Raw genomic sequence first — 12,224 nt, 5'->3', positions numbered from 1 at the left:
AAATTTTAAATGATTTAAAAAATATTATTAATGGTAAATTTTTTTAAATCTTTATTTTTGTGAATAATATTTTTTATTAAAGGGTTAAAACATAATTATTATATTTAGCATCCGAAACTATTTCTTTTAAAAAAATGATATTCAATTGTAATAGATTTTTAGTAATGTTTGCATCTTTTGTTAAGGTAAAAGTTTTATGAGGATTTTGCAAAAAACTTTTTAATATTTCTTGTTCTAAATTGCTACAAGACAATAAATAATTTATAATTTTGTTTTTAACATTTTTGCTATAAAAATAATTCATTATAAAAATAACTAAAAGACAAATAAAAACAATAAAAATAAATGTAAAAAGGAAACTTTCAAACATTATTTTATTTGCCTTGTTTCATGCTGTTCATAATTTGACGAATTTGTTTTTCAGAAGGGGTACGTCCCATTTGACGAAACATTTCTTTGATTTGTTTTTCACTGATTGGAGGATTTTTTTGTAAATGTTTTTTAAACCAACGAAACATTAAAAAAGCTCCGAAAGCTCCACCTAATAAAAATCCTATAATTGGATTTATATATAACCAAATATTGTTCATTTTGAACTCCTTTTTGTTTTTTCTTTTCTTGATTAAAGTCTAAATTTTTTGATAAAATTGGATTTTTTTATTACCGTATTGTTTTTCTTTTTGTAAAACAAATTCTTTAATTTGTGTAGGTAAAACAATTTTTTGATGTAATTCGCAAATAATAATGCTATTTTTATGTGTTAATTTGTTCAAATATTCAAAAGCAGGTAAATAAAAATCTTTAAAATAAGGAGGGTCTAAAATAATAAAATCAAAAATCAAGTTGGCTTTTTGGAATTTTTTTAAAGCTTTAATAAAATGACCATAAAAAATAATGCTTTGTTGCAAATTAATTTTTAATTTTTGGTTATTTTCTTTTAAGGTTTGAAAAGCTTTTACGGAAGCATCAACAAAATAGACTTGTTTAGCATCTCTGCTTAAAGCCTCAAAACCATAAGAACCATTGCCTGCAAATAAATCTAAAAAGATTTTGTTTTTTACTGAGTTTCCCAAAGTATTAAAGAGAGATTCTTTAACCAAAGAGCTAGTGGCTTTGGTTTGGGGTGATGGTACTAGTTTGATTTTGCACCCTTTGAATTTTCCTCCAATGATAATTGTTGTCTTTGTCATGAAACTATTTTTCTTTTGATGGAGTTTTTTAAAGAGGATAAAATTTCTTGATAATTAAAAGTTAAAGGGCACCCTTTTTGACTCAAATAATTAAAATTACTTTTGAGAAGTTTATAGACAGCTTGATTAAGATTAAGGTAAGTTAGCTTTTGAAAATATTTTATTTGAAAAAAATTTCGTTTAGGCTCTAATTTATCATTTAATAATATAATTTTATTGCAATAATTCATTTTTTATTACTCCAAAAATGTTTTTTTTGATGGCATTAAGAATAGCGATATTTGTGATGCCGAATTCTTTTTTTAATATTTTTTTCAGCAGATAGAACGCGAAAAATGGTAGGTTTTTTTGTTGTATTTTTGGATATTGACTTGAGTAAGATGGGGTTTTTGTTGTACTAAGGTATCGTTTTTGTTGTAATTATGAAATAAAACTGCAATTTGAATATGTAATAAAGGTTTGTTATAATGTCTTGACGAATTTTGTGCAAAAAATATATTATTTTCATTTTTCTTCAAAGTCTTGAAATTTTTCTTTCCAAAGGTGATAATCTTGTTTTTTGAGATTAGTTAAAAACTTTTTTTCACGATAAAAACGATTGAATTTGGTAAACGCACTTTCTTGAAGGCGATTTAGGGGTTTCACTAACAAAGAACAAAAACCTGCTTGATTAGCTCCTTTTATATCTGTTTGGAGTTGGTCTCCTATCATCAACATTTGTATGGGCTCTAAATTGAGAAGTTGGCATGCTTTTTGAAAAGCTTTAGGGGATGGTTTTTTGTTTAAAAAATTCAAATATATAAAAGTAAAATCTTTTTTTAAAACTTTATGGAGTCGTTTTTTAGAGGCGTTAGAAAGAATAACAATTTTGAAAACAAGAGATAAATTAGTTAAAAAGGTTTTAATTTGCTCATCTAGAATATTTTTGTTGCATTCAATTAAAGTGTTGTCTAGATCAAAAATTAACGCTTTAATGCCTTTTTTTTGAAACAAGCCAAAAGGAATTTGCAAGACACAAGGAAAATAGTGTTGAGGTATGAAAAGTTTGTTGGGACAAGTCATTTTATTGGACATCTACAATTTTGACTCTAAAAGTGTTTCCAGTTTCGCTGGTAACAAAAACAATATCTCCTATTTGATGCCCTTTGATGTTTTGCCCCAAAGGAGATTCAATCGAAATTTTGTTTGTAAAGGGATCTGCTTCCAAGGTGCTTACTAATTCAATTTCTTGTTGTTGTTTGGTGTGTAAAAGCTCCAAAGATACTTTTTTCCCAATACTTACTTCTCTTTCTTTGGAAACTTTAACTACACGGACATTTTTTAAAATATTTTGGATTTCTGAAATGCGATGTTCTATTAAAGCTTGTTCGTTTCTAGCAGCATCATAATCAGCGTTTTCCGATAAATCCCCTTGTTCGCGCGCTTCTTTTAAAGCTTCTAAATTTTCTTTTCTTTTAACTTCTTTTAAAAAAGTTAATTCTTTTTTTAATTTTTCTATTCCTGTTTGGGTAAGTTCATAAATTTTATTATTCATAAAAAAGACCTTCTTTTTTTATTTTTTTGGTGGTTTTTTCAAAATTACTAAATTTTTTTTGAGATAAGAAATAATTAACCCATCGCCTACATCTTGAAAAGTGGTGGTAAAATCTGGGTGATTTGTTAAAAAAGTTTGAAAAATATGCATTTTTTTGAAAATCCCTTTATTATTTTTAGTCGTTTTTGCTTTTTTAAAACAACTTAAATTGAGGTTATCAAAAATGATAATTCCTTGTTTTTTGAGTAAAGGAACATATTTGTAAAATAACTTTTGATATTGGGCTTTGGCAGCGTCAATAAAAATTAAATCATAGTTTTTTAAATTGCAAGTAGGATAAATTAACGCCTCTGCCCAAATGACATTTATGTGATAAGGAGTTTCTTTTAAAAAGTTTTTAGCTAAATTATAATTTATAAAATCTCTTTCTAAGGTATCAATTTTAGTTGTAAGAGAACTCATAGCCAAAGCACTATATCCAATGGCAGTTCCGATTTCTAAAATATTTTTGATTTTGTTTTGTGAAATTACATCAAGCAACAAAGCTAATCCTTGGTCTTGAATAATGGGGATTTTGTTTTCTTGGGCGTATTTTTTTAATTTTTTTAAGCGCTTTTCTTTTTCAAAATCAAACATTTCAATTCTCTTTGTTTGGGTGTAATTTAATATAATCGAGATAATTTTGTAAAATGATGGATGCTGCAATTTCGTCTTTCATTTGTAAAATTTTGCCTTTTTTTTGTTATTGGTTTTTAATATTTGGATTGCTTGTACGGTAGATAATCGTTCATCCCATAAAATTACTTTTACTTGACCAAACTTGTTTTCTAGCGTTTTTTTAAAATAATTACTTATTTTGGCTTTAATTCCTATGTCGTTGTTCATGTGTTTGGGGTATCCCAAAATAATTTTTTTAATTTGATATTGAGAAATGATTTTTTGTAAAGGTGCAATCAATTGATCGTATTTGTGGGTGTCAAAAAAAATTGTTTTGAGGTTTTGGGCAATAATTCCTGTTTGTGATAAAGCAATTCCTAAAGTTTTTTCACCTAAATCCAACCCCAAAGATGCATTATTTTGGCAGTTTAACATAATAAAACATTCTCATTTTTTAAAAAAATGGTTTGAATGATAAAAATTATTCTTTTCTTCTTGGTTTGGACTCAACTTCATTTTATCAATTTTTTTGTATTTTGAGGCAAATAATTTTATTAATAATTGTTCAAAATAATTGAAAAATATCGGGTTTGGGGTTTTAAAAATATTTAATTTTAACTTTTTTTGCACTTTAATTTTTTCCTTTTTTATTTTGTTGTTTTTTGTCATTTCAAACACCTTTTAACAATTTTTAGGAATTTTAGGGTTTTCAATAATTTTAGAATTTTTTCTTTGAGGATTTTTATTATAAAATTTTCTAACAGTTTAATTTATTTTTAATTTGTTTTTTACAAAATTAAGCATTTTTTCTAAATTTTGAGTTTTTTTAGTGCCACCCTGAGCTAAACTGGCATTTCCGCCGCCTGAACCACAAGCCAAGGACACACCTTCTTTAATCAAATTGCCTGCATGTAGAGTTTTGCTTTGGCATAAAAAAACAATTTTTTCAGGTTGCACATAAGATAAAAATAAAACTTCTAAATGATATTTATAAAAAATATGATTCATAAAAAATTTGATAACTTCTAAAGGTTTTTCTTCTTTAATGGTTAACATCATTTTTTTGTTAATTTGTGGCGGTAAAAAATTAGATTCTGCTTGTATCATCTTTTTTTGATGATGTTCTAAAACTTTTTTTTCAAAAAGAACTAAGGCTTGTTGTTGTGTTTTGATATGTTTTTGATAATTGATAATATCTTGATAACTTTTGGTTATTGGAGGGAATTTTTTAATTTCAAAATCGAGGTTTTGCGTTTGTAAGGATTTTGCTTTTTGAGTTAATTGGTGCAATTCGTTCTGGTAAGGAGCTAATTTGGCGTTGAGACTTTCTTGGCAATTTTTATTACAAACTGCCTCAATGCGGTAGATGCCAGAGCTAATGCTTTCGTACGACAAAATAGTAAAATGTTCTAAATCTTTAGTGTTTGTGGCATGTGTTCCTCCGCATAAATCCACTGAAAAAGTATCAATATTTACGATTCTTACTTTGTCTTTGTATTTGGCTTTTTGATTTTGTTCTAGAAGAGTGGCGTATTTTTTTTGGGCGTCTTGGATTGAAAGTTGTTCAATTTTGACTGGGACTCTTTTTTGAATTAGTTGGTTTACTTCTTTTTCTATTTGTAATAAAGTTTGGGGAGTGATTTTTTCAAAATGATTAAAATCATAACGCAAAGAGCTAAATCCTACTGATGAACCTTGTTTTTTGATGTGATTGCCTAATTGTTTTTGCAAAACTACTTCCAAAAGATGTGTTGCTGTGTGATGATAAGAAATTTGTTTGCGTTTAGTTTTGTCAATGCAGGCATAAACTTCTTGACCTTCACAAAAGTTTCCTTTAAATTCGTGCAAAATTTGTCCGTTTGGTAGTTTAGTTATTTTGGTAACTTTGTTGTTGTCAATCCAACCTTCATCTTCTATTTGTCCTCCCATATTAGCATAAAAAGGTGTTTTTTCAAGCACTATTCCTTCATCAAAAACTTTGATTACTTTTGTTTTACAAGCAAAATTTGTATAACCTATAAATTCGCTGGGAGTTAAAAAATGGAGAAACGCTTCTTCTTGTTTGTTCATATTTGTTTGTGATGTTTGGTTTTTTTTGCTTAAATTTTGTTGTTCGTGGAGTAATTCTTGGAATTTTTGATAGTCTGTTGTAATGTTTTTCTTTTTAGCGTAATCTAAAATTAAATTTTCGGGAATACCGTAAGTGTCGTATAATTTGAAAAAGTTTTTTCCTGATAAAGTGTTTTGGGTGAGATGTTGTAAAAAAGTTTTTTCCGCAGTTTTGAGAGTTTTTTCAAAAATATTTTCTTGTTGCAATAAAACTTTGGCAATCATTTCTTGGTTGGTGCATAGTTCTTTGTAAAAATCTTTCATCATCGCAACTGTTGGAGGAACCAATTTATATAAAAAAGGTTTTTCTAAACCTATTTTTTTGCCTTCGTTAGCAGCTCTTCGTAATAATTTTTTTAAGACATAGCCCCTTTTTTCGTTAGTGAGGACTGCTCCGTCATTGATTGCAAAAACCAAAGTTTTTAAGTGATCTGCAATAATTTTAAAACTTTCTTGTCCTGTGTATGTGATTTGTGTCATTTTTTCCAAAGCTTTTATTAAAGGAAAAAAAAGGTCTGTTTCAAAATTGGTTTTGGTGTTTTGTAAAATACAGGCTAAACGTTCTAAACCAGCCCCAGTATCAATGTTTTTGCTTGGTAGTTCTTGATATTTTTCGATAGGTAATTTAGGGTCACAATTATATTGAGAAAAAACAATATTCCAAATTTCGATAAAACGGTCGTTCTCTAAATCTTCGATAATTAGTTCTTTGTTGCGAGGGTCAAAAGTTTTGCCTCTGTCAAAAAAAATCTCGGTGCAAGGACCAGAAGGACCAGGACCTATTTGCCAAAAATTGTCTTTTAAATGAATAAGGTGGTTTTTGTTGACTCCTAAGTCAAGCCAATATTGATAAGTATCTTGGTCTTGAAAAAAATACGTGATGTAGAGTTTTTCTAATGGGAAACCAAACCATTTAGGCGAAGTTAACAACTCAAAGGCGTAATGGATAGCTTCTTTTTTAAAATAATTTCCGATAGAAAAATTGCCTAACATTTCAAAAAAAGTGTGATGTCGTGATGTTTTGCCTACGTTTTTGATGTCTTTGGTACGAATGCATTTTTGCACATTAGTAATGCGTCTAAAAGAAGGCGTTTGTGTGCCATCAAAATATTTTTTTAAAGGGGTAATGCCTGCATTAACCCACAATAAGTTATCTTCGTTTCGCGGTATCAAAGAAAATGATTTTTCGATGTGATGGTTTTTGCTTGCAAAAAAATTTGATCCACATTTGTCTAATTTCAAAAGATGTCATTATTAAAACTCCTTTAATTGGGGAAAATTGGGGTGATATTTGATATTAATTTGGTTTTTGATTTGGTCTTTGATGATGCCAAAAAATAATTAGTTTTATTAAAATATATTTTGATTTAATTTTGATTTTTAATATATAATTGATGTCTAAAATATATAAAATTAGAAAACCGATCAAACTTAATTTTAACATTTTTTTATGGCTTTTCTTTATTTTTTTGCATTTTTTCTTTATTTTTAACTTATTTTGGTTTTGTAAAAGCTAAAAATATTTTTTTTAATTGTTTATAATTATAAAAGGATTGTTTTAAAAAATGATATAATTTAATTGTTGTTTTGAAATAACAAAATAATTTTAATTTAATATTTTTTATTAACTTAATTTTTTTATTTTTTGAGCCAAAAAAATAATTATAATAACACAAAAAAACAAAAAGTAAAGGTATCAAAAGTGAAAATCACATCTTTTTACAAAATTTTTAATTCTTCATTTTTTTCAATTTATTTTTTTAAAATTAAAAAAATTTAAGCTCGTTATTGTTAGTGCTTTTTTCTTCAATAACTTTAATTTGGGCGATTTTTGATAGTTGTTTGCAAACGCATCTAGACTTATTTGCTTATTTTAAAAATATTTTTCATTACACAAGACAAAGTATTTTTTTAATTTTGATAGTTGCAATACTTGCTTTAACTAAATATAGAAATACTAAATTTTATCAAATATTAAGTTTTATTGCTTTGGTAAATATTTTAATTATAAGTTTGGTTTTTTGTGATTTTATTGAAGATCGCAGACAGTATTTTATTTCTGCAAATTGGCAAATACAGCTTATTCCTTATTATTTGCAATATGTCCTTTTTCCTTTGGTTTATTGTTTTTATTTTTGGAAACGATCAATTACTTTTTTGGATTGGAAAAAAGTGTGGATAGTTTTTGTTCATCCTTTTTGCTACTTTTTGTTATCTTCTATTATTTTTGGTTTTAAAGTGGATTTGAAATCGCATTTTATTAATCCTTATTACCAAAACCATTTAATATTAGCTTATTTTAAACTTTTTGTCTCTTTTTTTCTTTTGGCAATGGGTTTAATAGGAGTGCAAAAAATAAAAATTCATCCTTTTTATAAAAGTGCACTTTTAGTGTTGGGAGCATTTTTGATTTGTGTTATTACTAGGGAAACAAGTGATTGGAATCATGCCAAAGAATTGGTGTTTCATCCTCAACAAATGGGATCTTCTCTTTTCCCCGAATCACAAGATATTGCTAAACAATTAAGTAATTTGGTGTTTGAAGAAAAACAAGACTTAGATTCAAAAACAGGTGAAAAAATTTTGGAATTAGGAGCGGGCAGCGGTAATGTTACTAAATATTTAGTACAAAAGTTTGGAGTCAAAAATGTTATCGCTTTGGAATTTGATAAAGAATTATGTAATGTTTTGAGAAATAAATTTCCAGATTTGACAGTTATCGAAGGAGATGCTTGTGATTTTATTGAATTGTTAAAAAAACAAAAAATTTTGCTAGACCAAATAAAAGGGATAGTATCTACTTTGCCTTTGAGTATTTTTTCACAAGAAAAATTGCAAGAACTAAATAAAAATCTTGCCACAGTAATTAAACAAAATAAGATTAGGTTTGTTGAATATCGCTTTTTGCCATTTTTACTTGAAAAACATAATATTGGAGATGGTGTAGAAGAAATTAAAGATACTAAAAATCAAATTTTTGTTTCTAGTGCAATTTTACCAACCAAAGTTTTTATTTTTGCTGCTACTAATACTACAAAAAATATCATTTTATAAATAAAATAAAAAAAGTTAACTTATTTTCTCAGTTAACTTTTTTTATATTTTAGTGTTTTTATAATATTATTTTAATATTCGTTTAATTGCTTGTTCTAAAAAAAGTTTATTAATTTGGTCTTTGTTATTTCTGATAGCCAAAATTAAAGCCTCATTTAGGATGGCTGCAAGTTGGGCACCTGATGCACCTTCAGTAATTAAAGCTAATTTGTAAAAATCAACATCCAAAGAAATATTTTTATTTTTTGCATGAACTTTTAGAATAGCTTCTCTAGCTTTTAGATTAGGTAAATTAATTTTGATTTTACGGTCAAACCTACCCGGACGAATCAAAGCAGGATCTAGCATATCTATTCTATTAGTAGCAGCAATAATGATGATTTGTGAAAGTTTAAAAAACCATCCATCTCTAATAAAAGTTGGTTTAAGGATTGGTCGTGTTCGCGTGATTCTATGATAGGATTGTTTTTTCTTTTAGCTCCTAAAGTATCTATTTCATCAATAAAAATAATGCAAGGAGTAGTAGTTTTGGCTTTTTGAAATAAATCTCTTATTCTAGAAGCCCCAACTCCTACATAAATTTCGACAAATTCAGAACCAGATACAGCATAAAAAGGGACTTTTGCCTCATTAGCTAATGCTTTTGCAAGTAATGTTTTACCTGTTCCTGGAGGACCTTCTAATAATACTCCTTTAGGGATTGCAAACCCCATTTTATGATATTTTTGAGGATCTTTTAAGAAATCAACTAATTCTTGGATTTCTTTTTCTTCTTCTTCAAGACCCGCTACATCTGCAAAAGTTATTTTGTCTTTGGAAAAACCATTGCTCGCATCAAATCTATTTATTTTTTTTGATAACATTTGTTTAAGATGAATTAAAATATAACATCCAAAAATAAAAGAAACAAAATAACTTATAAATTTGAAATATAATTCTAAAAAATTAAATTGGATATTTTCTTTGGCTTCTACCAAAACATCTTTATATAAATAAAAAGCATGCACTAAATAATCATAATTGGAGACTGTAATTTTACAATAATATTTTTGATTATTAAAACTTTCTGCTTGGATTAAATAATGTTCTTTGGTCCAAATGCTGTATTGGCTTTTATAAGTATAATTAATTTTTTTAATTTCGTTTGTTTTAAATTTTGCAAACATTTCGTACATATTTATTAAAGAAGCGTTTTTTAATTGATTTTTTTCTATCCAAAAATATGATAATTCTAGACTAATTAAAAATAATAAAATTAAAAATAATGGAAAAATAAAGCAGATAATAATTTTGTTTTTGTTAAAAAATTTGAAAAACACTAAGTAGAGGCTCCATGATGAAATTTATAAAAGAAAAGGTTATAAATTATTGTAATTAAATTAATAAAAACAAATATTATACAAAAAAATTATTTTGTTGGGATTTTAAAAAAAGATTTTTTAAAATTTAATGTTCCTTGGAAAAACCATATAAAAATTCCATATTATCTTTAAGGCGTAAATTAATTAAATAAAATAAAGCTCCTATAATAGTATTGCTTACAATAACTGATGAAAAACTATAAATAAGATTAAACGACCAAGAATAATAAGGGCTTTGCATGAACCACTTTAAAAAAGTTTTTTTGGTAAAGTTTTCTTGTAATAAATTAATAAATAAAATGCTTGAAGTAATTTGAACTACACTAATTAACACCAAAGTTATTATAATAGGTGTTTTTTTGGTGAGATGATTTAAGTTTTTTCGATAAAACAAACCCGAAAAAGAGCAGACAAAATAGGGAAGAAAAAATCTGTAAAGGAAAATAAAGGATTTGCTTGCATTTTCATTTTTATGATGATGACTGTGATTATGATTTTGGTGTGTATGGTTTAATAACATTTCCATAAAATAAAATTCTAAAACATAATGAATTAAAAGATAAAATAAACTAGCCCAAAATCCGTATTTGGGTCCAAAAAGATAACCTATTAAAATGATAAAAATTAATTCAATTCGAAAAAAAGAATAATTGCAAGGGATTCCTGCATTAATAGTATAACGAGAAAGAAGTTCCAAAACAAAAGCCAAAAATAACAAGAAAGAAACGGCAATGATTTTTCTTAAAACATTTTTTTGATTATTTAACATAAATATACCTTTGATTTTATTTCCATATTTTATTTTGCTAGTCTATAAAATTTTTTTTAAATTTAGAATTATTTTAGTAATTACTAATAAATTAAATTTTTAAGTTTTTCTTCTAAAATACCTTCTTTAAGTAAGTTCAAAAAATCATCATTAGTAGCATCCAAAATATAAAAACTGATGTTTGTTTTTTTCAAAACTTCTTGTAGTTTTTCAGTTTGATAAGTTATTCCTTCAAAAAGTTTGCTAAATTGTTCTAAATTATCTTCTTTGTGAAAAAAATCTCCAATCAAAGTCATTTTTTCAATTAAACCAAATCTAATATCTAAAAAAATTTCTAATCCGCCCCAAGAAAAACGTTTTTTAAGTATTTTCGTGTGATGGGGTTGGGTTAAAAATAAAAATTCATTAGAAGCAAATTGAAGAGATTCTTTTTCTATTAATTTTATTTCTTGATCGCTAAGTACATAAGTTTGGTCAGTTAAAGCCTCAATTAAATACTGCATTAACTTTTCTTGTGACATATCTGGAAGATAGCCTTTAAGATTAGTTACTCTGGAACGTACACTTGCAATTCCTTTAGAAATTAATTTTTGGTCGTTTGGAGTAATTGTGTTTATCATAGTTTTAAAATCGCAATTATAAAGAAGTGTTCCGTGAGTTACCATTCCATTTTTGTTTTGCATAAAGGCATTTCCAGAAATTTTTTTGCCTTCTAGTAAAATGTCGTTCCTGCCGCTAAATTCAACATTAAGTCCTAATTTTTGTAATGCAACAACAATTTTAGCTAAAAAAGGTTTAAAACTGAAATTTTTTTCTTTTTTGGCAATGATGCTAAAAAGAGGAGTTTGAGGGTCGTTATAAACACATCCCCCACCAGTAGGTCTTCTAAATAAAGGAATTTTATGTTCTTTGATATAATCTAAATTAACTTCGTTTTCAATTATTTGATTTTTGCCAACTACAACTCCTTTGATTTTCCAAATAAAAAAGAAGGTTTTTTCATGGTTTTGCTTTAATAAATGATTAAGGACGTATTGTTCTAGTGTGTAATAAAAATAAGGTTTTAGGTCGCAGATACGATTAATTTTAATCAAAATCATAATAAAATCCCCTTTTAAGGTATTATAAATTTTATTTTAGTCAAAAAAAATGCTATAAATTAAATAAAATTATTGAGAGGCTTAAAAAAGCCTCTTTTTTTAATATACAAAATTCAACGGAAACGCTCATTATATAAATATTAGTTAGCAAAAAAACTTGTCTTTTGTGATAAAATGAAATTAATAGCAAGTTTTTTATTTTTAAATTGCTGTTAAAAAATTTAAAAAATGGGATGGATGTAATAAAAAAATGCAAATCAATTATTCAAAGAGGAATAGGTGATAATTACTAAATAATTTGAAAGTTATTGATTTTTGCTTTGGGAATTAAAATTGAAACTTTTCTTTATTTTTCACTTTTTATACTTATATTGTACTTTATTTTTTTGTTTTTTAACGTTAAAAAACAAAAAACAACAGCAAAAACCCTTTTTTTGATAAGGGTTTTTT

At 26.3% G+C, this 12,224-nt stretch carries 11 protein-coding genes and 3 pseudogenes; 1 reads left to right on the top strand and 13 read right to left on the bottom strand.

What is annotated here, in order from left to right; translation table 11 throughout:
- Window positions 1-76: 76 nt before the first annotated feature.
- The 9 genes and pseudogenes from BBA70_RS02190 to alaS all read right to left on the bottom strand — a co-directional run bounded on the left by BBA70_RS02190 (window position 77) and on the right by alaS (window position 6,742).
- A complete protein-coding gene (locus BBA70_RS02190; RefSeq protein ID WP_252861578.1) occupies window positions 77-370 on the bottom strand; it encodes a super-infection exclusion protein B in 294 nt (97 codons plus the stop codon).
- Window positions 371-374: 4 nt separating this feature from the next.
- Window positions 375-590 (bottom strand): YneF family protein, encoded by a 216-nt coding sequence (locus BBA70_RS02185; protein WP_011412706.1) that lies wholly within the window; start codon window positions 588-590, stop codon window positions 375-377.
- A gap of 39 nt (window positions 591-629) precedes the next feature.
- Entirely contained in the window at window positions 630-1,190 is a 561-nt protein-coding gene (rsmD, locus tag BBA70_RS02180; RefSeq protein WP_011412705.1) for a 16S rRNA (guanine(966)-N(2))-methyltransferase RsmD, read from the bottom strand.
- A 314-nt stretch (window positions 1,191-1,504) separates the two neighbouring features.
- Complete coding sequence (locus BBA70_RS02175; RefSeq protein WP_252861577.1) at window positions 1,505-1,708, bottom strand: hypothetical protein; 204 nt, start codon at window positions 1,706-1,708, stop codon at window positions 1,505-1,507.
- A complete protein-coding gene (locus BBA70_RS02170) occupies window positions 1,695-2,252 on the bottom strand; it encodes a YqeG family HAD IIIA-type phosphatase (protein ID WP_252861576.1) in 558 nt (185 codons plus the stop codon). The genes BBA70_RS02175 and BBA70_RS02170 overlap by 14 nt, the downstream gene beginning before the upstream one ends.
- A gap of 1 nt (window position 2,253) precedes the next feature.
- Window positions 2,254-2,724: a transcription elongation factor GreA gene (gene greA / locus BBA70_RS02165; protein WP_011412701.1), complete on the bottom strand. Its 471-nt coding sequence runs from the start codon at window positions 2,722-2,724 to the stop codon at window positions 2,254-2,256.
- An 18-nt stretch (window positions 2,725-2,742) separates the two neighbouring features.
- On the bottom strand, window positions 2,743-3,360 hold the full coding sequence (locus BBA70_RS02160; protein ID WP_011412700.1) for an O-methyltransferase: 618 nt from the start codon (window positions 3,358-3,360) through the stop codon (window positions 2,743-2,745).
- Window position 3,361: 1 nt separating this feature from the next.
- Window positions 3,362-3,816, bottom strand: a pseudogene (gene ruvX, locus BBA70_RS02155) (Holliday junction resolvase RuvX).
- Between the two features lie 330 nt (window positions 3,817-4,146).
- Window positions 4,147-6,742: pseudogene (gene alaS / locus BBA70_RS02150) on the bottom strand (alanine--tRNA ligase).
- A gap of 542 nt (window positions 6,743-7,284) precedes the next feature.
- Here alaS and BBA70_RS02145 point away from each other — a divergent pair.
- Window positions 7,285-8,544, top strand: a complete 1,260-nt coding sequence (locus BBA70_RS02145; protein ID WP_238374403.1) for a methyltransferase domain-containing protein — start codon at window positions 7,285-7,287, stop codon at window positions 8,542-8,544.
- Window positions 8,545-8,610: 66 nt separating this feature from the next.
- Here the strand turns inward: BBA70_RS02145 and BBA70_RS02140 are convergent, their stop codons facing one another.
- The 4 genes and pseudogenes from BBA70_RS02140 to BBA70_RS02125 form a co-directional block, all read right to left on the bottom strand.
- On the bottom strand, window positions 8,611-8,877 hold the full coding sequence (locus BBA70_RS02140; protein ID WP_252861579.1) for a hypothetical protein: 267 nt from the start codon (window positions 8,875-8,877) through the stop codon (window positions 8,611-8,613).
- An 18-nt stretch (window positions 8,878-8,895) separates the two neighbouring features.
- A pseudogene (locus BBA70_RS02135) lies at window positions 8,896-9,257 on the bottom strand (AAA family ATPase); the annotation flags it as partial.
- Between the two features lie 733 nt (window positions 9,258-9,990).
- Window positions 9,991-10,674: an ECF transporter S component gene (locus BBA70_RS02130; protein ID WP_011412694.1), complete on the bottom strand. Its 684-nt coding sequence runs from the start codon at window positions 10,672-10,674 to the stop codon at window positions 9,991-9,993.
- An 83-nt stretch (window positions 10,675-10,757) separates the two neighbouring features.
- On the bottom strand, window positions 10,758-11,774 hold the full coding sequence (locus tag BBA70_RS02125) for a lipoate--protein ligase (protein WP_011412693.1): 1,017 nt from the start codon (window positions 11,772-11,774) through the stop codon (window positions 10,758-10,760).
- Between the last annotated feature and the right edge of the window lie 450 nt (window positions 11,775-12,224).

The organism is New Jersey aster yellows phytoplasma (assembly GCF_002554195.1).
Classification (GTDB): domain Bacteria; phylum Bacillota_I; class Bacilli_A; order Acholeplasmatales; family Acholeplasmataceae; genus Phytoplasma.
The sequence above is the reverse complement of the archived record's forward strand: the minus strand, read 5'-3'. Positions and strand labels throughout refer to the sequence as shown.

Bases quoted from the DNA above. Each gene is read 5' to 3' on its own strand.
- BBA70_RS02190 (WP_252861578.1), bottom strand. From the start codon at position 370: ATGTTTGAAAGTTTCCTTTTTACATTTATTTTTATTGTTTTTATTTGT.
- BBA70_RS02185 (WP_011412706.1), bottom strand. From the start codon at position 590: ATGAACAATATTTGGTTATATATAAATCCAATTATAGGATTTTTATTA.
- rsmD (WP_011412705.1), bottom strand. From the start codon at position 1,190: ATGACAAAGACAACAATTATCATTGGAGGAAAATTCAAAGGGTGCAAA.
- BBA70_RS02170 (WP_252861576.1), bottom strand. From the start codon at position 2,252: ATGACTTGTCCCAACAAACTTTTCATACCTCAACACTATTTTCCTTGT.
- greA (WP_011412701.1), bottom strand. From the start codon at position 2,724: ATGAATAATAAAATTTATGAACTTACCCAAACAGGAATAGAAAAATTA.
- BBA70_RS02160 (WP_011412700.1), bottom strand. From the start codon at position 3,360: ATGTTTGATTTTGAAAAAGAAAAGCGCTTAAAAAAATTAAAAAAATAC.
- BBA70_RS02130 (WP_011412694.1), bottom strand. From the start codon at position 10,674: ATGTTAAATAATCAAAAAAATGTTTTAAGAAAAATCATTGCCGTTTCT.
- BBA70_RS02125 (WP_011412693.1), bottom strand. From the start codon at position 11,774: ATGATTTTGATTAAAATTAATCGTATCTGCGACCTAAAACCTTATTTT.